The 21,452-nt window shown below is 54.0% G+C and carries 19 protein-coding genes; 9 read left to right on the top strand and 10 right to left on the bottom strand.

What is annotated here, in order from left to right; all coding sequences use genetic code 11:
• Positions 1-179: 179 nt before the first annotated feature.
• Complete coding sequence (gene ptsP / locus AAEY27_RS04640; RefSeq protein WP_342323744.1) at positions 180-2,426, bottom strand: phosphoenolpyruvate--protein phosphotransferase; 2,247 nt, start codon at positions 2,424-2,426, stop codon at positions 180-182.
• A 12-nt stretch (positions 2,427-2,438) separates the two neighbouring features.
• Entirely contained in the window at positions 2,439-2,969 is a 531-nt protein-coding gene (rppH, locus tag AAEY27_RS04635; protein WP_342323743.1) for an RNA pyrophosphohydrolase, read from the bottom strand.
• 681 nt (positions 2,970-3,650) lie between these two features.
• On the opposite strand from rppH, the gene mutH reads away from it, so the two are divergent.
• From mutH to AAEY27_RS04615, 4 genes are all read left to right on the top strand, one after another.
• Positions 3,651-4,346, top strand: a complete 696-nt coding sequence (gene mutH, locus AAEY27_RS04630) for a DNA mismatch repair endonuclease MutH (RefSeq protein ID WP_342323742.1) — start codon at positions 3,651-3,653, stop codon at positions 4,344-4,346.
• A 63-nt stretch (positions 4,347-4,409) separates the two neighbouring features.
• On the top strand, positions 4,410-5,123 hold the full coding sequence (locus tag AAEY27_RS04625) for a TerC family protein (RefSeq protein ID WP_342323741.1): 714 nt from the start codon (positions 4,410-4,412) through the stop codon (positions 5,121-5,123).
• Positions 5,124-5,267: 144 nt separating this feature from the next.
• Complete coding sequence (gene ygdR, locus AAEY27_RS04620) at positions 5,268-5,486, top strand: lipoprotein YgdR (RefSeq protein WP_342323740.1); 219 nt, start codon at positions 5,268-5,270, stop codon at positions 5,484-5,486.
• Between the two features lie 130 nt (positions 5,487-5,616).
• Positions 5,617-6,657 carry an NADP(H)-dependent aldo-keto reductase gene (locus AAEY27_RS04615; RefSeq protein WP_342323739.1) on the top strand — a complete coding sequence of 347 codons (1,041 nt, stop codon included), beginning with the start codon at positions 5,617-5,619 and terminating at the stop codon, positions 6,655-6,657.
• Positions 6,658-6,660: 3 nt separating this feature from the next.
• On the opposite strand, the gene lplT is transcribed toward AAEY27_RS04615, so the two are convergent.
• Both lplT and aas read right to left on the bottom strand, forming a co-directional pair.
• Entirely contained in the window at positions 6,661-7,854 is a 1,194-nt protein-coding gene (gene lplT, locus AAEY27_RS04610) for a lysophospholipid transporter LplT (protein ID WP_342323738.1), read from the bottom strand.
• Complete coding sequence (gene aas, locus AAEY27_RS04605) at positions 7,847-10,006, bottom strand: bifunctional acyl-ACP--phospholipid O-acyltransferase/long-chain-fatty-acid--ACP ligase (RefSeq protein ID WP_342323737.1); 2,160 nt, start codon at positions 10,004-10,006, stop codon at positions 7,847-7,849. The genes lplT and aas overlap by 8 nt, the downstream gene beginning before the upstream one ends.
• A gap of 408 nt (positions 10,007-10,414) precedes the next feature.
• On the opposite strand from aas, the gene galR reads away from it, so the two are divergent.
• Positions 10,415-11,422, top strand: coding sequence for an HTH-type transcriptional regulator GalR (galR, locus tag AAEY27_RS04600; protein ID WP_342323736.1), 1,008 nt, complete (start codon positions 10,415-10,417; stop codon positions 11,420-11,422).
• A gap of 23 nt (positions 11,423-11,445) precedes the next feature.
• On the opposite strand, the gene AAEY27_RS04595 is transcribed toward galR, so the two are convergent.
• The 5 genes from AAEY27_RS04595 to lysA all read right to left on the bottom strand — a co-directional run bounded on the left by AAEY27_RS04595 (position 11,446) and on the right by lysA (position 16,976).
• Positions 11,446-11,895, bottom strand: coding sequence for a GNAT family N-acetyltransferase (locus tag AAEY27_RS04595; RefSeq protein WP_342323735.1), 450 nt, complete (start codon positions 11,893-11,895; stop codon positions 11,446-11,448).
• Positions 11,892-12,665, bottom strand: a complete 774-nt coding sequence (locus tag AAEY27_RS04590) for a GntR family transcriptional regulator (protein ID WP_342323734.1) — start codon at positions 12,663-12,665, stop codon at positions 11,892-11,894. Before AAEY27_RS04590 ends, AAEY27_RS04595 begins: the two co-directional genes overlap by 4 nt.
• A 32-nt stretch (positions 12,666-12,697) precedes the next feature.
• Positions 12,698-14,125 carry a glycoside hydrolase family 1 protein gene (locus AAEY27_RS04585; protein WP_342323733.1) on the bottom strand — a complete coding sequence of 476 codons (1,428 nt, stop codon included), beginning with the start codon at positions 14,123-14,125 and terminating at the stop codon, positions 12,698-12,700.
• 8 nt (positions 14,126-14,133) lie between these two features.
• Complete coding sequence (locus AAEY27_RS04580) at positions 14,134-15,462, bottom strand: PTS sugar transporter subunit IIC (protein ID WP_342323732.1); 1,329 nt, start codon at positions 15,460-15,462, stop codon at positions 14,134-14,136.
• A 251-nt stretch (positions 15,463-15,713) separates the two neighbouring features.
• On the bottom strand, positions 15,714-16,976 hold the full coding sequence (lysA, locus tag AAEY27_RS04575; protein ID WP_342323731.1) for a diaminopimelate decarboxylase: 1,263 nt from the start codon (positions 16,974-16,976) through the stop codon (positions 15,714-15,716).
• 121 nt (positions 16,977-17,097) lie between these two features.
• On the opposite strand from lysA, the gene AAEY27_RS04570 reads away from it, so the two are divergent.
• The gene (locus tag AAEY27_RS04570; protein ID WP_342323730.1) at positions 17,098-18,024 is read left to right on the top strand and encodes a LysR family transcriptional regulator; all 927 of its coding nucleotides are present in this window, start codon (positions 17,098-17,100) and stop codon (positions 18,022-18,024) included.
• Here the strand turns inward: AAEY27_RS04570 and AAEY27_RS04565 are convergent.
• A complete protein-coding gene (locus AAEY27_RS04565) occupies positions 18,021-18,713 on the bottom strand; it encodes an aspartate/glutamate racemase (RefSeq protein WP_342323729.1) in 693 nt (230 codons plus the stop codon). The two genes, AAEY27_RS04570 and AAEY27_RS04565, sit on opposite strands and share 4 nt — an antisense overlap.
• A 149-nt stretch (positions 18,714-18,862) precedes the next feature.
• On the opposite strand from AAEY27_RS04565, the gene AAEY27_RS04560 reads away from it, so the two are divergent.
• The 3 genes from AAEY27_RS04560 (at position 18,863) to AAEY27_RS04550 (ending at position 21,441) form a co-directional block, all read left to right on the top strand.
• Complete coding sequence (locus AAEY27_RS04560; protein WP_342323728.1) at positions 18,863-19,189, top strand: cupin domain-containing protein; 327 nt, start codon at positions 18,863-18,865, stop codon at positions 19,187-19,189.
• 466 nt (positions 19,190-19,655) lie between these two features.
• Complete coding sequence (locus AAEY27_RS04555; RefSeq protein ID WP_342323727.1) at positions 19,656-20,546, top strand: carbohydrate ABC transporter permease; 891 nt, start codon at positions 19,656-19,658, stop codon at positions 20,544-20,546.
• Positions 20,539-21,441, top strand: coding sequence for a carbohydrate ABC transporter permease (locus tag AAEY27_RS04550; RefSeq protein ID WP_342323726.1), 903 nt, complete (start codon positions 20,539-20,541; stop codon positions 21,439-21,441). Before AAEY27_RS04555 ends, AAEY27_RS04550 begins: the two co-directional genes overlap by 8 nt.
• The last annotated feature ends 11 nt before the right edge of the window (positions 21,442-21,452 follow it).

Genomic DNA, 21,452 nt, shown 5'->3' with positions numbered 1-21,452 from the left:
GCTGCGAATCATAGCATAAGGCTCTGGGGGCGGGTTGCCGCTATGTTGTAAAAGTTATGTATAAAGCAAGTCAGATATTGAATTGCTCGTCGGAGCCTTGTTCGCCGGATGGCGCTGCGCTTATCCGGCCTATAAAGACCAAACGGGTCAGGCAGACAACGAACAACGGAAAACGTTTTTTAAATCCCGCCGCGAATCAGGCCGCCAAGGCCGCGTCGTTCCATAAATGCGGCGATCTGATGACGTACTTCGGTTGCCAGTTGCGCATCCAATGCTCGGCGCGCCAGCGTTTGCGCTTCTTCGCAATCAATACGGCGCAGCAAATATTTGATGCGCGCCACGGAACGTCCGTTCATCGACAAGTGGCGATAACCCAGACCAATCAGTACAGCAACACACATCGGGTCGCCAGCCATCTCACCGCACAAACAAAGATCAATGCCCAAACGTTCGGCTTCGCTGGAAACCATCGCCAGCGCGCGCAGCACCGCCGGGTGCAGGCTGTCATACATGGTCGCCACGCGGGTATTGTTACGATCCACCGCCAGAATGTACTGCGTCAGATCGTTGGTACCGATGGAGATAAAATCGACCCGGTTCACCAGATGCGAAAGCATAAACACCATTGACGGCACTTCTAACATCACACCGATACGCGGTTTCGGAATGGCATAACCGATCATCTCTTCCACTTCGCGCCCGGCACGCTCAATCAATCTGCGCGCTTCATCCACCTCATCAATACTGGTGATCATCGGCAGTAAAATGCTGAGATTACCGGTAGCGGCGTTGGCACGCAGCATCGCGCGCACCTGCACCAGAAAGATTTCCGGCTGGTCGAGCGTAATACGAATGCCGCGCCAGCCAAGACACGGGTTCTCTTCGCTAATCGGCATATACGGCAGTTGTTTGTCGGCGCCGATATCCAGCGTACGCAGGGTCACCGGCTTTTCGTTGAACATCTGCAACATGCCCTGATACTGCGCCACCTGCTCCTCTTCGGAGGGAAAACCGCTTTGCAACATAAAAGGAATTTCGGTGCGATACAGCCCAATACCGTCGATACGCTTGCCAAGTTTCTCTTCGTGCTCAGGGCTTAAACCCGCGTTGAGCATCACTTTCACCCGTTCGCCGCTGCTTAACCGGGCTTCCAGGTTAACGTCATCTTCGGCAAGACGGCTTAATTCATTTTCTTCAGTGATGAGACGCTGGTATTCCTGCAACAGAACCGGTTCAGGATCCACCAGCAGTTCACCGCGATAACCATCAACGACCAGTGTTCGGCGATGTAGCACCGACGGTTGGATATCCGCTCCCATCACCGTCGGGATGCCCAGCGCGCGCACCATAATGGCAGCATGCGAGTTGGCGGCACCGTCACGCACCACCACCCCGGCTAACCGGTCGTGCGGCAGTTCTGCGAGCGTAGTCGCCGACAGCTCATCGGCAACCAGCACAAAGCGCTCAGGCCAGGTATTCGGCCCTTGAATATTGTCATCAAGATGGAACAACAGACGCTGACCAAGGGTGCGTAGATCACCAGCGCGTTCTTTCAGGTAGCCATCGCTAAGGGCGGCAAACTGTTCGGCAAAACTTTCGATAACGGTTTTCACCGCCCATTCGGCGACTACGCCCCGATCCACCTCTTCAAACAGTTCACGCCGCAGGCGGGCATCGGACAGCAGATGCGAATAAAGGTCAAAAATCGCCGCTGTCTCTTTTTGCGCCCCGGCGGAGAAGCGCTTGCTGTAGCGGCGAAACTCGTTGGCCGCCTCTTCCAGCGCGAAGGTCAGCCGCTCGCGCTCAAGGGAAGTATCCAGCGTGGATGCCGGATAAACCTGCTCCATCAACGGCAGCGTTTCATCCATCCAGCCTTCGGCGATAGCCACGCCAGGGGAAGCAGGTAATGCGCGAATGCGGGTTTGCCGATACTGGCCAAACAGGGCGTTTAACTGAGATTGCGAGAGGATCGCCGCCATCTGCGTGGCGAGGGTAACCAGAAAAGACTCTTCGCTCTCATCGTACTGGCGAAGTTCACGCTGCTGCACCACCAACACACCGAGTAACTGGCGGCGCTGAATAATCGGCACACCGAGAAACGCACGAAAACGCTCCTCTTTTACTGAGGGAATGTATTTAAAACTGGGGTGCTTTTGCGCATCGGCAAGGTTGATGGGTTCCGCCAGCCTGCCTACCAGACCGACGATCCCCTGATCGAATGCGAGCGTAACGGTGCGACCACGCGGCTTCTTCAAACCGCGAGTCGCCATCAGATAAAAACAACGCCGGTCGTGATCTGCGAGATACACCGAACACACTTCGGTTTCCATCGCCAGACAAACGTCGGTAACCAGTATCTCCAGCGCTTCGTTAAGACGTGGCGCGCTGGCGACTTTCTCAACTATTTCTCGCAGTCGGGTGAGCATAATGTGGGTGGCTTAACCTCGTTTACGTCGCCAGGCAGGCGCGTTTTGCGGCTTAGGAGGCGTTTCCTGAAGCAACAAGACTGCGGCTGCAAACTCTTTCATCACCCGCCGGTAGACATCGCGTTTAAACGACACAACCTGGCGAACAGGGTACCAGTAGCTCACCCAACGCCAGCCATCGAACTCGGGTGTACTGCTGGTTTGCATGTTGATATCACTATCGTTACTGACCAACTGCAAAAGAAACCATTTTTGTTTCTGGCCGATACAAACCGGCTTTGTGTCCCAACGCACCAAACGTTTCGGTAACTTGTAACGCAACCAGTTACGGGTAGAAGCAAGGATACGAACATCTTTACGACTTAAGCCCACTTCCTCGAACAGTTCCCGGTACATGGCCTGCTCCGGGGACTCACCAGGGTTGATTCCCCCCTGGGGGAACTGCCATGAGTGTTGTCCAAAGCGTTTGGCCCACATGACCTGACCCTGTCGATTACAGATTACGATTCCCACATTTGGGCGGTAGCCATCGTCATCAATCACCGGACTACCTCAAAATAAACCTGAATGAAGCGATTGTTTCACACTCCCGGAAAACGGTAAACCACTCTATGACAGGGATGCGAACGGATAACAATTGAATAACTCACAGTTATTGTGAGAGTTATAAACAGCAACGCCATCCGTCGATCGGTTTTATTCACCTTTTCTGTGGATAGAGTTGTGAAGAAGTATGGAATTACCCAGGGAAAACCCAGAGTAGTCCGAATAACTCAATTTAAGACATAAAAAACTATCCTCAATAATTCATCGAGTTAAGCCATTATTTACCCTTATTACATCTCACAATGTGACGATCATCACTTTAAGGATCCTGGCATTGATGAAAGATCGAACAGAGCCGATTTTATCCACAGTTTATGCCAATAAGTTAGGCACCTTTTGTGCAAAAATTCGATTTTCCTCGCACGTCAAGGCTGTAGATCGAAACAGTAGTACCCCCTTTTGCCAGTTATCCCACTTTTCTGTGGATAACAGGGTGTAAGATCCTGTTTATTGTCAGTGACCAGATTTGGAAAACCCGCCACGCTGTTGCGCAACAATGTGCGCAATAAAATAAATTACCTTACAAATCATCAAATTGCTCATTGTTCGCAGAAAAAGGTAAACTCCCCGAAGGCAGTGGAAAACTACCGTTCGTTTTTTAACCAAAAGGTTTTTAGCATGCTCGCGTTGTCTCCTTTCACGTCTCCACCCGAAACAGAAGCCCAATTGCTGGCCCAGGCCAAGCGTCTGGCAGGCTATACGCTTGGCGAACTGGCGGCGCTTGCGGGCATGCCCGTCCCGCGTGATTTGAAACGGGATAAAGGCTGGACGGGCGTCTTGCTGGAGCTGTGGTTGGGCGCCAGCGCGGGTAGCAAACCTGAGCAGGATTTCGCCGCGTTGGGCGTCGAGTTGAAAACCATCCCGGTGGATAACCTGGGCCGCCCGCTGGAAACCACCTTTGTTTGCGTCGCGCCATTGACCGGTAACACCGGCGTGGTGTGGGAAACCAGCCACGTGCGCCATAAACTGAAGCGCGTCTTATGGGTTCCCATTGAAGGTTCACGCGACATTCCCGTCGCCGAGCGCCGTGTCGGATCGCCGCTGCTCTGGAGCCCAAATGAAGAAGAAGAGCAGCAGTTGCGTCTGGATTGGGAAGAGTTGATGGACTTGATCGTGCTGGGCCAGGTGACCCGCATTACCGCGCGCCACGGCGAAGTGCTGCAACTGCGCCCGAAGGCGGCGAACAGTAAAGCGCTGACCGAGGCCATCGGCGAACATGGCGAACCAATCCTGACTCTGCCGCGCGGTTTTTACCTGAAAAAGAATTTCACCAGCGCCCTGCTGGCTCGCCATTTCTTTTTGTCGTCTTATTAAATTTTTGCCTGAGCTTCATCGGTGCTTATAATTAGCGCTTCTTTTTTTGGCAGGACTTTATAGATGTTATTTGCATGGATAACCGATCCCAACGCCTGGCTCGCGCTCGGTACATTGACGCTGCTGGAGATCGTTCTTGGGATCGACAACATTATTTTCCTCTCTCTGGTTGTTGCGAAACTCCCCACCGCTCAACGTAACCACGCCCGTCGGCTTGGGCTGGCAGGGGCAATGATTATGCGTTTGCTGCTGTTGGCGTCTATCGCCTGGGTCACAAGGCTAACGCACCCACTGTTTAGCGTGTTTGACCACAGCGTGTCTGCCCGCGATATGATTCTTTTCTTAGGTGGCCTGTTCTTGATCTGGAAGGCGAGCAAAGAGATCCATGAATCGATCGAAGGCGAAGAAGAAGGGCTGAAAACCAATGTTCACTCCTTCCTGGGTGCGATAGTACAGATCATGCTGCTGGATATTATTTTCAGCCTCGATTCGGTGATCACCGCCGTGGGTCTGTCCGATCACCTGTTCATTATGATGGCGGCGGTCGTGATAGCCGTTGGTGTGATGATGTTCGCAGCGCGCCCGATTGGCGAATTTGTTGATCGTCACCCTTCTGTTAAGATGCTGGCGCTGTCGTTTTTGATTCTCGTCGGCTTCACGCTGATTCTGGAAAGCGTCTCCATTCATGTGCCGAAAGGCTATATCTACTTCGCGATGTTCTTCTCCATCGCTGTAGAGTCCCTGAACCTGATGCGTAATAAGAAGAATCCTCTGTAAATAGTGCGCTTCCTCGTCTGAGGAAGCGTTTTATACTTTATCTGCCCTAAGATAATTTTTTTCGGATATTCCCGGTTTTCCATCGCTAAACAGCAGGTTATTACTAAACTTGTGTGAGACGAAAAGCCACGAGGGTTCAGAACGATGAAGAAATGGGCAGTGATTATTTCCGCAGTTGGGTTAGCTTGCGCAATTAGCGGATGCAGCAGTGATTATGTGATGGCAACAAAAGACGGCAGAATGATCCTCACTGATGGCAAGCCGGAAATCGACGATGATACCGGGTTGGTCAGCTACCACGATCAGCAAGGCAACAAAATGCAGATTAACCGCGATGACGTCTCCCAGATTATCGAACGCTAAGAATTATCCATAAAGGTCAGTCACCTGCTGGCCTTTAATCCCATTTTTTCCTTCCCCTTTTGCCTACCCTCTGCCATGTTTATATTCCTTTGTCAGGACGTCTGACGTTGTATGTTTAAGGAAACCGGCTATGCAGTATCACCGTATCCCCCACAGTTCGCTTGAAATAAGCACCCTGGGGCTGGGCACAATGACGTTTGGTGAACAAAACAGCGAAGCCGACGCACATGCACAGCTCGATTACGCGGTCAGCCAGGGAATCAACCTGATTGATGTCGCAGAAATGTACCCTGTTCCGCCACGCCCGGAAACGCAGGGATTGACAGAAACCTATGTCGGCAACTGGCTGGCAAAACGCGCTAACCGTGAAAAGCTGGTTATCGCCTCCAAAGTGAGCGGCCCGAGCCGCAATAACGACAGCGGCATTCGCCCGAACCAGGCGCTGGATCGCAAAAATATCCGCACCGCGCTGGACGAAAGCTTAAAACGCCTGCAAACGGATTATCTCGATCTCTACCAAGTGCACTGGCCGCAACGCCCGACTAACTGCTTCGGCAAGCTGGGTTACAGCTGGGTTGATAGCGCGCCGGTGGTGACATTGCTGGAGACGCTGGAAGCACTCACCGAATGCCAGCGCGCCGGGAAAATTCGCTATATCGGCGTCTCAAACGAGACCGCGTTTGGCGTGATGCGCTATCTGCAACTGGCAGAAAAACATGAGTTGCCGCGCATTGTGACGATTCAGAACCCGTATAGCCTGCTTAACCGCAGTTTCGAAGTGGGTTTGGCGGAGGTGAGCCAGTATGAAGGCGTCGAGCTTCTGGCCTATTCGTGTCTGGCGTTTGGCACACTGACCGGCAAGTATCTCAACGGCGCGAAGCCTGCGGGCGCACGCAACACGTTGTTCAGCCGTTTTACGCGTTACAGCGGCGAGCAAGCGCAAAAAGCGGTGGCGGCGTATGTGGATATCGCCAAACGGCACAATCTGGATCCGGCACAAATGGCGCTCGCCTTTGTACGCCGTCAACCCTTCGTCGCCAGCACCCTGCTGGGCGCGACGACGATGGAGCAACTGAAAACCAATGTCGAAAGTTTCCATCTGCAACTGAGCAACGAAGTGCTGGCGGAAATCGAAGCGGTGCATCAGGTTTACACCTACCCCGCTCCGTGATGTTCAGCGGCGGCGCTGCCAGATCCACAGCGCCGCAATCGCCAGCGCAAACAGCACACCAAAGCCCACACCCGTGCCGATCACCGGCACACCGACTTTCACCGCCAGGGAATAAAGCCCTAGCATCAGCAACATCGCGGCGTTTTCGCCGAGGTTTTGCACCGCAATGGCATTGCCCGCGCCGACAGAATCTTTGCCGATCGCCTGTAATAACGCGTTCAGCGGTACCACGAAAAAGCCGCCAAGCACGCCAATTAACAGCAATACCGCGTAGGCAGGCAGCAACGCCTGTTGTAACGAAAACAGCACTACCGCTACACCGATCAAAATCCCGGCAGGCATACAGCGCGCAACGGTTTGCAGCGTCACCAGTTTCGCCGCCAGCCCGGCACCGGCGACAATCCCGACAGCGACCATCGCGTTCAGATAGGTCGGCGTCGCGTTATCGGTAATGCCCAACGCCACCGGCACCCACAGCACCAGCAGGAAACGCAGCGTGACACCCGCGCCCCAAAACAGGCTGGTGCCGACCAGTGAAAAACGGGTTTCGCTGTTGCGCCACAGGCTTTTACAGGCATGGAAGAAACTGTAGGTCATCGGCGTGAAACGCCAGGATTTCCCCGGCCGCGCGGCGGGCAGTTTGGGGATCATCAGGTTGGCGACCACCGCGCCGGCATACACCAGCGCGCAAACTATTAACGCCGCCAGCACATGCCAGTCCGCCAGCACACCGCCAGCCACTGAACCAATCAGGATCGCGGCAATGGTTGAAGATTCCATCAATCCATTGGCTTTCACCAGTTTATCGCCGGTGGTGATTTCACCGAGAATGCCGTATTTCGCCGGGGAATACGCCGCCGCGCCAATCCCTACCAGCAAGTAGCCGACAAACGGGTTCACGCCCACACAAATGCTCGCCGCGCCGACCAATTTCAGGCCGTTGGCGACCATCATCACGCGCCCTTTAGCAAAGCTGTCGGCGACCTGACCGACAAACGGCGCGAAAAGAATGTAAGCGCCCACAAACACCATCTGCAAAACCGGCTGGCTCCAGTCGGGATAAAACTCCGCTTTCAGCAGCGCCAGTGTGGCAAATAGCAATGCGTTATCGCCAAATGCCGAGAGGAACTGGGCGGCAATCACCGCCATCATTCCACGCGACCATAGCGAGGAGTTAGTGCTTACTGACTCATGCATGTTGGTTTTCCGCCTCATCAACCCTCGTTTTCAGCGTCACAAAATCCGGCTTGCCACTGCCTAATACAGGCAGTTGTTTCAGGAAACGGATATCGCGAGGCACCGCCAATTCCGGGATGCCCTGCTCACGCGCTTTCTGCTGTAACTTTTCGCGCGTTAGCGCATCGTCGGTAGTAAACATCACCAATGCTTCACCTTTACTGGCATCGTGTTTCACTACTGTGGCATGCAGTTTTTCAGGCGACACCGACATTGCCAGTTGTTCGACCATTTCAAGGGAAATCATTTCGCCGGCGATTTTGGCGAAACGCTTCGCACGCCCCTGAATCTGCACAAACCCCTGCTCGTCAAACAGCACGATATCGCCGGTGTCATACCAGCCAGGCTCCATTTCACCGTTGACCTTTTCCGCGACCGGCGTTTCCAGCACACCGGGGTTTTCCACCCGCAAGTAGCCGGTCATTACGTTTGGCCCTTTCAGTTGCAGGCGCCCGCCCTCTTCAATTCCCGGCACCGCCAGTAAACGCGCGTCCATGCCCGGTAAGATGCGCCCGACCGTACCGGGTTTTGCCGCCATTGGCACATTGATGGAAACCACTGGCGCACACTCAGTTACGCCGTAGCCTTCCAGAATACGTAGACCAAATTTGTCCTGCCACAACTGGCGAGTGCTCTCTTGCAATTTCTCCGCACCGGCGACCACATAGCGCAGGCGGTAAAAGTCATACGGGTTGGCGAAGCGCGCGTAATTACTGAGGAAGGTCGAGGTGCCAAACAGCACAGTGCAGTTACGGTCATAGACCAGTTCCGGCACCACGCGGTAATGCAGCGGGCTGGGATAGAGAAACACTTGCGCGCCGGTCAGCAGCGGCGTGAGCAACCCAACGGTTAACCCGAAGGAGTGAAACAGCGGTAGCGCCGACATAAAGCGGTCGTTGGCGGTAAAGTCGGCAATAGTTTTAATCTGCTCGACGTTGGCCAGCAGGCTTTTATGGCTGTGCACCACGCCTTTTGGGTTGCCTTCCGAACCAGAGGTAAAGAGGATCAGCGCCGGGTCTTCCGGCTTTTGCGCCACCTGCGCTTTCAGCGGCGTCAGCAAATGGCGGAAAATCCAGGCTTTATCTTCCCAGGTGACATCGCCTTTCAAATCTTCCAGATAAACCCAACGCACCTGCGTCAACTGTTCCGGCAGATGCCACAGCTTGCCTTTGTCCATAAAGGTGCGCGACGTAAAGATGGTCTTGATTTGCGCGGCGGTGATCGCGCTACTAAGGCCTTTCACCCCGGCGGTGTAGTTCATCATCGCCGGAATGCGTCCGCGGGCAATCGCACCGAAAATCACGGCTGCGCTGATACCGGCGTTCGGCAGCATCAGGCCGATTTTCTCGCCCTGCGCGCTGTATTTATCAAGAATGCGCGCGACAAACAGCGTCTTGGTCAGCAACTTGCGGTAGCTGTCCGGCGTGAAATTAATATCTTCAACACAGGGTTTATTGGCGCCAAAACGATGCTGCGCCGAGAGCAGCGCTTCGAACAGGGTTTCACGCGGGCGCACCGCCATGCGCGCTTCCATCATGATTTGGTGGAGCATTTCGCCGGCCAGCTTGCGGCGGTCGCGGGCGCGCGGCGCGTCCGGCATTGGCAATTGGGTTGGCGGCAGAATATGCAGCGTGATTCGCGGGAACAGGCGCTGTTTGACCAGCCCTTTCAGGCGGCTGAAATAAGTAAGCTCGGCGCCATCAATCCGCAGGGGAACCACGGTCGCGCCGGATTTCGCCGCCACAAAACCGGCACCGTCGTAAATCTTCATGAGCGAGCCGGAAACGGAAATACGCCCTTCCGGGAAAATAACCACCGGGCGACCTTGCTCAATCAAACGTACCAGATGTTTGATTGACATCGGTTTTGTGGGATCGAGCGGCACGAAGTCGATAATTTTGCTGACCCAGCGCATGTACCAGGTGCTACTGATCGAGGTGTAGACCGCAAAGACCGGACGCACGGGGAGAAAGAGCGCCAGTAAAATGCCATCAATAAAGGAGACATGGTTAGGGGTAATGAGCACGCGTTCGCCGTGCAACGCCTGTGTATTTCCGGTCAGCTGAATGCGGAATAACACACGAAACAGACCGCGGAAAAAGCTCAGTAGCATTTCAACTCCTTTTGCCAGTCAATTAAGCAAGTTATCTTCAAAGTGTGGCAGATTACATGAGAACTGCGGAGGGAGAAACGCTGGCAAAAAAAAACCTGCGCATCTGCGCAGGTTGGTGTAATTCGAGTATGCAACTCTACGAGTTGCGCTCACCTATCAATACCTCTGGGATAATCACTCTGTCACGAGAGCCTCCCCCTCCACCAGCGGACAATCGAAACAGCCCTTCGCAAAGTGTAACTAAAGGTTCTGGCTGTATTAATTTGCAAAATTCCGCGTGTAACGTTTTCACAATTATCCTTCGCGTCAGTTCACGTTTGCGCATACCCGTCCGGTGACTTCCTTGATAAGACATCCCTTTTCCGTAACACTAGGCAGCGTGTAAACGCTTACCCATGAAGGTGTAAAATGGCGACGATTAAAGATGTAGCACGGCTGGCAGGGGTTTCTGTCGCGACGGTTTCCCGCGTGATCAACAACTCGCCGAAAGCCAGTGTGAGTTCACGCCAGGCGGTACAAAGCGCGATGGATTCGCTGAATTACCACCCGAACGCAAATGCCCGCGCGCTGGCGCAACAGTCCACTGAAACAGTGGGTCTGGTGGTGGGCGATGTTTCTGATCCGTTTTTTGGCGCAATGGTGAAAGCCGTTGAACAAGTGGCTTCCGCCACAGGCAATTTCCTGTTGATCGGCAATGGCTACCATAACGAAGAAAAAGAGCGCAAAGCCATTGAGCAACTGATGCGCCACCGCTGCGCAGCCCTGGTGGTGCACGCCAAAATCATTCCTGATGAGGATCTCACCTCGTTGATGCAGCAAATGCCGGGCATGGTGCTCATTAACCGCATTCTGCCTGGTTTTGAGCAGCGCTGTGTGGCGCTCGATGACCGCTACGGCGCCTGGCTGGCGACACGCCATCTTATTCAACAAGGTCACACACGCATTGGTTACCTCTGTTCGAACCACGCGATTTCCGATGCCGACGATCGTTTGCAGGGCTATTACGACGCGCTGAAAGAGAATGGTTTGCCGTGTAACGACCGGCTGGTGACATTCGCCGAACCGGACGAGAGCGGCGGCGAGCAGGCGATGACCGAACTGCTCGGGCGCGGGCGCAATTTTACCGCCGTGGCCTGTTATAACGATTCAATGGCCGCCGGGGCGATGGGCGTGTTGAACGATAACGGCATTGACGTGCCGCGCGAGATTTCGTTGATTGGTTTCGATGATGTGCTGGTGTCGCGTTATGTTCGCCCGCGCTTGACCACCGTGCGTTACCCGATTGTCACCATGGCAACGCAAGCGGCCGAGTTAGCGTTGGCGTTGGCGGAAAACCGTCCGTTACCGGATATTACCCATTTGTTTAACCCGACGTTGGTGCGACGCCATTCAGTGATTGCGCCGCCGGAGAGTTAAGCGCAGCGCCATCCGGCAAAAAATCACAATGCGATGCGATACACATGCACGGTCGTATTCGGGTAATCGAGCGCGTCGCCAATATAGTGCCAACCAAAGCGCTCGTAAAAATCGCGGCAGGCGGAATAAAGGTGCAACTGCTCGAAGCCCATCGCTTTCGCCTGCACTTTGACATGGTCTTGTAACTGCCCTGCGAGCCCCTGCCCGCGCGCACTCTCTTTCACATACAGCGCTGCCAGCCACGGGAACAGATCCTGGCGGCTGATCAAATCGCAGCGCCACAAACCGACGGTTCCCAGCAACTGTTCATCATCCACCAACACAAAGGTCAGCGGCAACTGCCCTGGCGTCTGGCTGTGTTCGATAATGCTGGCGAAAAACTCGCGCGGCAGGGAATCGCCAAACGCCTGCCATAGCCAATCTATCACCTGTTCTGCGAAGTGCGGCGCGTCATATAAGGGAACAATTTTCACATCAATTTCCCCTGAAAAATCGGCACCGATTCAAACAGATAACCGTCAAAATCCGGCGCGTCTTCGTCCGACAGCTCCAGCAGACTCTTTTTTACGTTTTCCAGGTGTTGCCACATCGCCTGCCAGGCCCCCATCACATCGCGGCGGCGCAGCGCCGCCAGCAAGGTTTGCCGATCACCCAGCCATTTCAGACGATACGGGCGGCTGGCGATGTGCACATTAAATTGCTGCCACAACGGGCTGCTGTCCATGTGGTGCCAAATGCTTTCCACCGTCGCCAGCAGCATCTGGTTTTGCGAGGCGCCCGCCAGCACAAGGTGGAACATTTTGCTGTTGTCCTGCGAAGTGTCATTCATGGCAATCGCACGCTGTTCCTGCTCCAGAATGCGCCGCAGATTATCGATATCCGCGCGGGTCGCCATTTTAGCGGCGAAGGCGGCGATGTTGCTTTCCAGCAACTGGCGCGCCTGCAAAATTTCAAACGGGCCAACATCGCTGCTGAGAAAGCGCTCCTCTTCGTTTTCATGCTCCTGAGGAATGCGCATCACGTAAACGCCGGAACCCTGGCGGATATCCACCGTGCCTTGCAGTTCCAGCATCAGTAACGCTTCGCGAACGATGGTACGGCTGACACCGTATTTTTCGGCGATATTGCGCTCGGGCGGCAAACGTGAACCCACGGGGTAATGCCCCTGGATTATCTGCTCGCGTAAATCTTCGCCAATCTCCTGGTACTGTTTTTTTTCCGGCGGGACGACGGCCTTCTCCACAATATCACCTGCACTTTTTTAGTCTTTGCGCGCTATTTTACGTCATCGTCGAGGGTGAGGGTCAACTGACGCTCATCGCTCAGTTTGCGAAACCAGGAGAGCGATTTTTTCGCCCGACGGTCGCGATTGTGTTGCAGGTCAATTTCTACCAGCCCGTAACGGTTTTTAAAGGCGTTCATTGGCGAGACATTATCGGTAAACGCCCACAGCATATAACCGTGGCAGTTTGCGCCGTCGGCTCTGGCGCGCAGCGTCTGGTAAAGGTGCTGAGCGATAAAGTCGATACGGTAATCATCCTCGATAATGCCTTCGCCGTTGCGAAACTGCCCCTCGTTTTCAATGCCCATTCCGCTTTCGGCGACAAACCACGGAATATTGCCGTAGTCGTTTTTAATGCGCATCGCCATATCGTAGATGATCTCCGGCAGGATCTCCCAACCGCGGGATTTGTTCATCTTGCGGCCCAGCAAGTCGAACGGCTCGTAATAATACGCCGGGTGAAACGGCGTTTCCGGGTGCCAGGCGCGGGACGGCGCTTTCACGCGGTGCGGGTAGTAAAGGTTAATGCCCAACTCATCGACAGTGTTATCGCGAATAATGGCCAACTCTTCGTCGCTGTAATCCCACTTAACGCCATGTTTTTCCAGTAACGAAAACAGTTCCGGCGGATAGTGGCCTTTGACCATCGGATCAAGAAACACGCGGTTATAGAACAGGTCATAACGCTCGGCGGCCAGCACATCATGCGGCGCGCGCGAACGCGGATAAGTCACTTCCGGGTTGAGAATACAGCCCACGGTTCCGGCATAACCTTTCTCGCGAAATAGCTTCACCACTTTCGCCGTGGCGAGATTTTTATGATGGTTCCACTGCATCCAGGTGTGGGTGTTCTGCTCGTAGGGCCAGCGCAGCGCATCAAGGTAGACGCGCGTTTGCACCACAATCGGTTCGTTGAAAGTGAACCAGCGCGTCACTTTTTGGTGAAAGCGTTCGAACACCTTTTCGACATACAGCAGATAGAGTTCGACCACTTTTTTCGACGCCCAGCCGCCGTAGGTTTCCAGCAAATAACCAGGCAGTTCGTAGTGTTCAAGGCAGATCATCGGTTCAATGTCGTGGCGCGCCATCTCATCAAAAAGTTCGTCGTAGTACGCGGCGTAACGCTCGTCGACGACGCCGTTTTCATAATCGGTGAGAAAGCGCGACCAGTTGATCGACGTGCGATAGTGGGTCAGCCCCGCTTGCTTCATCAACTGCACATCTTCTCGAAAGCGCTGGTAAAAGTGAGTCGCCACCGCCGGGCCGTAGCCTTCATGCCAGACGTGACGATCGTTTTTGTACCAGAGATCGGGCCAGGAATCCTGGCCCTCGCGTTTGTCTGTCCAACCTTCTGTCTGCCAGGCCGACGCGGCAGCCCCCAGAATAAACGACGGCGGTATAGCGAGTGTTTTTGTACTCATTACGTCCCTCAGGCGTTGTTAGTGGCTTCGGCTTGCAGTTGCGCCTGCTCAGCGCGACGTGACGCAATCTTCACAAACGGCAGGTAGATAATGATGGCGGTGATAATGCAGATAAGCTGCGTAATGACCGCGCCCATCGAACCGGCGGTGGAAAGCCAGGCGTTGATCAACGGCGGCGTGGTCCACGGCACCATCACCACCGCTTTCCCGGCAAAACCGGTGGCCGTCGCGAAGTAGCCAATCGAACCGGTGACCAGCGGCGTGATGATGAACGGGATCGCGAGGATCGGGTTAAGCATGATCGGCATACCGAAAATCACCGGTTCGTTGATATTGAAGATCCCCGGCCCAATCGACAATTTGGCGATCTCTTTCATCTCTTTGCGTTTGGTGGCGATCATCACCGCCACCAGCAAACCGATGGTCAGCCCGGAGCCGCCGATGCTCATGTACACATCCCAGAACGGCATAGTGATGATGTTCGGCACCTCTTTGCCCTGCTCAAAAGCGCTCATATTGACGGTGATCGCGCCGAGCAGCAGCGGTTCGCGAATAGGCTTGATCATTTGGTTGCCGTGAATGCCGATGACCCAAAATAGCTGCGCGACAAACATCAGCAGCAAAATCCCCGGCAGGCTTTGCACCACGCGCTCCAGCGGCTGTTGCACCACCTGGTAAACGGCGTCATACAGGTACATGCCGGTGACTTTTTGGAAAACAAACCCAAACGTCGCAATCACGGTGGTGGTGATAATCGCCGGGATCAGCGCCGAGAACGAAGCCGAGACGTTAGGTGGTACGGTGTCCGGCATTTTGATCTTCAGCCCTTTGCGGCTCTCCAGCCAGCAGTAAATCTCCACCGACAAAATGGCGATAAACATGCCGAGGAACAGGCTGCGGGTATCCGAGAACTGGCGCAGCAGCACATCTTTCACCACGTGCATTTGCCCATCCACCAGCATTTCAACGGTGGTCGGCGTCACGCAGATAAAGCAAATCACCGCCAGCAGACCGGGAAACAGCGTCTTAATGCCGTTGATGCGCCCGAGCTCGATGCCGATTAAAAACACCGCGCCGATGTTGAGAAAGTTCAGCGTGGCGTAGTTCAGCGCGCTGGTGATCGGTTTTAGCGCCGCGAGAAATGACAACGCCTGGAAGCTGGCAAGCCCGTTTTTCGGGTCCAGCACCATGTTGGAGATCAGAACGGAAAACGCGCCGACGATAATCACCGGCATCAGGGTAATGAACGAGGATTTGATCGCCATGATATAGCGATAGCTGTTGAACTTGGTCGCGAAACTACCCAGAGAATCGATGAGCTTTTCTTGTAGGGCCATGAGTTAACACCTCAGGTAAGGGGCTTTTTTATCGATACAGGGATACAGCTGAAGTCCCATTTGGCATACCAAAAATAGCGATGCATCAAGAAAAGTTCTGTGACACGGCTCGCAACCCGCAATCCGGTATTCCAAAACGAGACGTGGCGGCACATTGGCATACCACCTGACATTTGACGGGGTTTTTCTTAAGGGCGGTGGGAAAGGCGTGTGGCGATCCCGCCCTGTACGGCGGGATCGAAGGTCAGACATTAAAACTGTTCAAGGCCGATCAGCTCTTCGATGGTCTGGCGGCGGCGGATCAAACGCGCGACGCCGTTATCAAACAGCACTTCCGGCAGCAGCGGGCGGCTGTTGTAGTTGGAGGACATCGACGCGCCATACGCGCCGGTATCGTGCAACACCAGGTAATCTCCCGCTTTCACTTCAGGAAGCGCGCGGGTTTCCACTTTGCCGCCCTCTTGCTGGGTGAACACATCGCCGGATTCGCACAGCGGGCCAGCCACCACTGTGTCGATAAGCGTCGCCTGACGCAGATCGCGGCCGTCGGCGGCCAGCGCCGTAATATGGTGATAGCTGCCGTACATGGCCGGGCGCATCAGATCGTTGAACCCGGCGTCGATCAGCACAAAGTGGCGGCTGCCCATCGCTTTCACACTGCGCACCTGCGACACCAGCACACCGGATTCAGCAACCAGGAAACGCCCCGGTTCGATCTCCAGTTTCACCGCGTGGCCGAGATGTTTGGCGATCTGCTCACGTGCCGCATTCCACAGGCCGTAATAGTGTGTGGTATCGACCTGCTCTTCCCCTTCGTGATAGGGAATCGACAGGCCGCCACCGGCGGAAATGGCATGCAGATCCTGACCGAAATCCACCACCTGCTGCACCATCGCGCCACAGACCTGTTCGAGGTGGCCGTAATCGACACCGGAACCGATATGCATATGAATCCCGGCCAGTTTCAGTTGATAACGCTGCATAACCGCCAGCGCCGCGCCCATGTCGCTGTGCCAGATACCGTGTTTGCTGTTTTCGCCGCCGGTGTTGGTTTTTTGGCTGTGACCATGACCAAAGCCCGGATTCACGCGCAGCCAAACGCGATGGCCAGGCGACACCGCGCCGAGTTGCTCCAGCATGTCCACCGAACCGGCATTTACCGCAATGCCTAACTCGCTGACCCGCGCAATCGTCGCCTCATCCAGTACATCGGCGGTAAAGACAATATCGTCCGGGTGCGTTTTCGGGCAGTAACCCGCCGCCAGCGCACGCTCGATTTCGCCGAGGGAAACCGAATCCACTTTGACGCCCTGTTCACGCATCAAACGCAAAATATGAATGTTGGAACAGGCTTTCTGCGCGAAACGCACCACGTCGAAATCGCGCAGTTTGGCGATTTGCGCGCGAATGATTTGCGCATCGTAAACCCATACCGGGCAGCCAAATTCAGCGGGCAGTTTCAGCAGGTTGGCGGCGTTCAGGTCGGTTTCGGTCTGGTGTAATGGGCGTGGCATAGTCACTCCGATAGCGTGCTTTTTTATGATTACGCCACAGCACGAACGGAATAAAAAATATCGTTTTATCGAGACTCTATGCAAAAATGATATGGATAACGCTCAGTAACCGGATACTGCCATGCCTGCTGTTAACTTGCGCCATATTGAAATCTTTCATGCCGTGATGACCACCGGCAACCTGACCGAAGCCGCGGCAATGCTGCACACCTCGCAGCCGACCGTGAGCCGCGAACTGGCGCGCTTTGAAAAAGTGCTCGGCCTGAAATTGTTTACGCGCACGCGCGGGCGCTTACACCCAACAGTGCAAGGGCTGCGGCTGTTCGAAGAGGTGCAGCGATCCTGGTACGGGCTGGACAGGATTGTCAGCGCAGCGGAAAGCCTGCGCGAATTCCGCCAGGGCGAACTGTCGGTGGCCTGTTTGCCGGTGTTTTCCCAATCCTTTTTGCCGCTGTTGTTGCAGCCGTTTCTCGCCCGCTACCCGGATGTCAGCCTCAATATCGTGCCGCAGGAATCGCCGCTACTCGAAGAGTGGTTGTCGGCGCAGCGCCATGATTTAGGCTTAACCGAAACCCTCAGCACGCCAGCGGGCACCGAGCGCACGCCGCTACTGACCTGCAATGAAGTGTGTGTGATGCCGCAAAACCACCCGCTGGCGCGCAAAAGCGTGCTCACACCGGGGGATTTTCAGGGGGAGAATTACATTAGTTTGTCGCGCACCGACAGTTATCGGCAATTATTGGACGCGCTGTTCAATGAACATCAGGTGAAACGGCGAATGGTGCTGGAAACCCACAGCGCGGCATCGGTGTGTGCGATGGTGCGCGCCGGGGTAGGCATTTCGGTGGTCAACCCGCTCACGGCGCTGGATTACGCCAACAACGGCGTCGCGGTACGGCGCTTCAGTATCGACGTGCCGTTTACCGTCAGCCTAATTCGCCCGCTGCATCGCCCGGCTTCCGCGCTGGTCGAGGCCTTTACCCACCATTTGCAGGCAGCCATGCCGCAGGTGACCGGATCGCTGGCTGCCATGTCAGACAAGCATTAAGAGAGCATAAAGTTAACTGCATCGGCCGCGTGCAGCGCCGCGGTATCAAACACCTTGATCGGGCTGCGTGATTCCGGCACCAGCAGGCCAATTTCGGTGCAACCGAAAATCACCCCTTCCGCGCCCGCTTCCGCCATGTGAGTAATCAAATTGACGAAGTACTGGCGCGAAACATCGCTAAAGGTGCCGAGACACAGCTCTTCAAAGATTATCTGGTTCACGCGTTCGCGATCTTCCGGCCCCGGCACTTGCGTTTCAATGCCGAACTGTTTTTCCAGACGACCGCGGTAAAAATCCTGCTCCATGGTGTAGCGCGTGCCGAGCAGCGCGACATTACGCAGACCGGCGCTTTCAATCGCCCGGCCAGTGGCATCGGCAATGTGCAGGAACGGAATATGACAGCGCTCTTCAATTTGGCTGGCCACTTTGTGCATGGTGTTGGTACACAGCACAATCGCCTGGGCGCCAGATTGTTCAAGACCGGCTGCCGCCTGGGCGAGGATTTCCCCGGCTTTGTGCCACTGCGCGGTTGCCTGACAGGTTTCTATTTCATGAAAATCCAGGCTGTGTAAAAGCAAACTGGCGGAGTGCAAACCGCCCAGGCGGTCTTTGACGCCCTCATTGATCAGGCGATAGTAGGGAATGGTCGATTCCCAGCTCATGCCGCCCAGCAGTCCAATCGTTTTCATCGTCTCTCTCCGTCTGGTTTAGTACTCAGTCAAGCAAAGTTGTGATCGACTTTCAACTTCTCTGGCCGCGCGTTTATTTTTGCGCAACACTGAGATAAGTTATTTTGAAACAACGTTTCATCATTCAATAACCACTACAGGACAGCCCGATGTTTATCTTTCATAAAGACACGCAACTTGACGACCTGGGCAACGGTGTAACCCGCCGTATTCTTGCTCATGATGGCAAAATGATGGCGGTCGAAGTGATGTTCGAGCAAGGTGCCATCGGCCCAATGCACAACCATCCTCACGAACAACTCACTTATGTTTTATCCGGTGAGTTCGAATTTACCATTGGTGATGAGAAACATATCGTCACCGCAGGCGATACACTTTATAAGCGACCGCACATTATGCACGGCTGTGTGTGCCTGAAAGCAGGTACCTTGCTCGATACCTTTACGCCAGTGCGCGAAGATTTCCTGAAACCTTGATCGCCGCCACATAATTTAAGGCCCCCAATATTTGGGGGTCTTTTTTATTTACTCACCTTAACGCGATAATTCGCCGGATAATCGTTTTAATTTTGAATCATTTCATTTCGCGATTCATTGCGCTTTTCACATTCTTTTATTCCCTGCAAAGCCCGTGTTTTTTCGATAAAAATGACACCCAACTCACTTTATTGAAACATCGTTTCGACTTCGATCACATTTCAGTGATTAATAGAATGACGGCAAAATTAAACACAATAAAATATTTTAAAACGATGTTTTACAATTCAAGAACACAAGTTCAGCGGATTTTAAAACCCGCAACAATATCAATAGTTTCCGTTAGTTAAAGTTCTAAAACGCATTGATAACACTCATTTTTGTGATCAAGCGCACCCTGACGCTCAGCGACGGGGAAAATGACTCTCCGAATCCGTATTACTCATTGTTCGCCAGGTAGGTATGTATGAATGAAAACAGACTACTGGGATTGGCCTGGATATCGCCCTACATAATAGGGCTGATTGTCTTTACGGCTTTCCCCTTCATCTCATCCTTCTTTCTCAGTTTTACTGAGTATGATCTGATGAGCCCGCCGGTATTTAATGGCATTGAAAACTATCGCTACATGTTTACCGAAGACACTCTCTTCTGGAAATCAATGGGCGTCACTTTTGCGTATGTCTTTTTAACGATCCCACTCAAACTCGCTTTTGCGCTGGGTATTGCGTTTGTACTGAATTTTAAATTACGCGGCATCGGCTTTTTCCGTACCGCTTACTATATTCCGTCGATTCTTGGCAGTTCTGTCGCTATCGCTGTGCTGTGGCGCGCGCTGTTTGCCATTGATGGTTTGCTGAACAGCTTTATCGGCGTGTTCGGTCTTGATCCGATCAACTGGCTGGGCGAACCCTCGCTGGCGCTGATGTCCGTTACGCTGCTGCGTGTGTGGCAGTTTGGTTCCGCGATGGTGATTTTCCTCGCCGCGTTGCAAAACGTCCCGCAATCCCAATATGAAGCAGCGATGATCGATGGCGCCAGCAAATGGCAAATGTTTATGAAAGTGACCGTGCCGCTGATTACGCCGGTGATTTTCTTCAACTTCATCATGCAAACCACCCAGGCGTTCCAGGAGTTTACCGGCCCGTACGTGATTACCGGCGGCGGCCCGACCTATTACACCTACCTGTTCTCGCTCTATATCTACGATACCGCGTTCAAATATTTCGACATGGGCTACGGCGCCGCGCTGGCCTGGGTGCTGTTCCTGGTCGTGGCGATCTTTGCCTCCATCGCCTTTAAATCATCGAAATATTGGGTGTTCTACTCTGCCGATAAGGGAGGCAAAAATGGCTGATATCCAACACCTTACGCCGGGTATGAAAGACGCCGAACGTGAAGTGGCGCGGACATTGCGTCGCGAAAAAGTCAGTGCGTGGATTCGCTATATCATCCTGCTGTTTGTCGGCCTGTTAATGCTCTACCCGCTAGCGTGGATGTTCTCGGCATCATTCAAACCGAACCACGAAATCTTCACCACGCTGGGCCTGTGGCCGACCCACGCTACCTGGGATGGTTTTATCAATGGCTGGAAAACCGGCACCGAATACACTTTCGGTCATTACATGCTGAACACCTTTAAGTATGTGATCCCAAAAGTGATCCTGACCATTATCTCTTCTACGGTGGTGGCCTACGGTTTCGCCCGCTTTGAGATCCCGTGGAAAAACTTCTGGTTCGGTACGCTCATCGCCACCATGCTGCTGCCCAGCACCGTGCTGCTGATCCCGCAATACCTGATGTTCCGCGAAATGGGCATGCTCAACAGCTATATGCCGCTTTATCTGCCGCTGGCGTTCGCCACGCAGGGCTTCTTCGTCTTTATGTTGATTCAGTTTTTACGCGGTGTGCCGCGCGACATGGAAGAAGCGGCGCAAATCGACGGCTGCAACTCATGGCAAGTGCTCTGGTATGTGGTGGTGCCGATTCTGAAACCGGCCATTATCTCCGTGGCGCTGTTCCAGTTTATGTGGTCGATGAACGACTTTATCGGCCCACTGATTTATGTCTACAGCGTGGATAAATACCCCATCGCCCTGGCGCTAAAAATGTCTATCGACGTGACCGAAGGCGCGCCGTGGAACGAAATTCTGGCAATGGCGAGTATCTCCATTCTGCCGTCCATCATTGTCTTCTTCCTGGCACAACGCTACTTCGTACAGGGCGTGACCAGCAGCGGAATTAAAGGTTAAGAGGGAAGTAT

Origin of the sequence: Kosakonia sp. BYX6 (assembly GCF_038449125.1) — a bacterium.
Lineage (GTDB): Bacteria > Pseudomonadota > Gammaproteobacteria > Enterobacterales > Enterobacteriaceae > Kosakonia > Kosakonia calanthes.
Note: the sequence above shows the minus strand (reverse complement) of the source record. Positions and strands in the feature narration are given on the sequence as shown.

Bases quoted from the DNA above. Each gene is read 5' to 3' on its own strand.
- AAEY27_RS04555 (WP_342323727.1), top strand. From the start codon at position 19,656: ATGAATGAAAACAGACTACTGGGATTGGCCTGGATATCGCCCTACATA.
- mutH (WP_342323742.1), top strand. From the start codon at position 3,651: ATGCTCGCGTTGTCTCCTTTCACGTCTCCACCCGAAACAGAAGCCCAA.
- ptsP (WP_342323744.1), bottom strand. From the start codon at position 2,426: ATGCTCACCCGACTGCGAGAAATAGTTGAGAAAGTCGCCAGCGCGCCA.
- lysA (WP_342323731.1), bottom strand. From the start codon at position 16,976: ATGCCACGCCCATTACACCAGACCGAAACCGACCTGAACGCCGCCAAC.
- aas (WP_342323737.1), bottom strand. From the start codon at position 10,006: ATGCTACTGAGCTTTTTCCGCGGTCTGTTTCGTGTGTTATTCCGCATT.
- AAEY27_RS04615 (WP_342323739.1), top strand. From the start codon at position 5,617: ATGCAGTATCACCGTATCCCCCACAGTTCGCTTGAAATAAGCACCCTG.
- galR (WP_342323736.1), top strand. From the start codon at position 10,415: ATGGCGACGATTAAAGATGTAGCACGGCTGGCAGGGGTTTCTGTCGCG.
- lplT (WP_342323738.1), bottom strand. From the start codon at position 7,854: ATGCATGAGTCAGTAAGCACTAACTCCTCGCTATGGTCGCGTGGAATG.
- AAEY27_RS04585 (WP_342323733.1), bottom strand. From the start codon at position 14,125: ATGAGTACAAAAACACTCGCTATACCGCCGTCGTTTATTCTGGGGGCT.
- AAEY27_RS04570 (WP_342323730.1), top strand. From the start codon at position 17,098: ATGCCTGCTGTTAACTTGCGCCATATTGAAATCTTTCATGCCGTGATG.
- ygdR (WP_342323740.1), top strand. From the start codon at position 5,268: ATGAAGAAATGGGCAGTGATTATTTCCGCAGTTGGGTTAGCTTGCGCA.
- AAEY27_RS04550 (WP_342323726.1), top strand. From the start codon at position 20,539: ATGGCTGATATCCAACACCTTACGCCGGGTATGAAAGACGCCGAACGT.
- AAEY27_RS04560 (WP_342323728.1), top strand. From the start codon at position 18,863: ATGTTTATCTTTCATAAAGACACGCAACTTGACGACCTGGGCAACGGT.
- AAEY27_RS04625 (WP_342323741.1), top strand. From the start codon at position 4,410: ATGTTATTTGCATGGATAACCGATCCCAACGCCTGGCTCGCGCTCGGT.
- AAEY27_RS04580 (WP_342323732.1), bottom strand. From the start codon at position 15,462: ATGGCCCTACAAGAAAAGCTCATCGATTCTCTGGGTAGTTTCGCGACC.
- AAEY27_RS04565 (WP_342323729.1), bottom strand. From the start codon at position 18,713: ATGAAAACGATTGGACTGCTGGGCGGCATGAGCTGGGAATCGACCATT.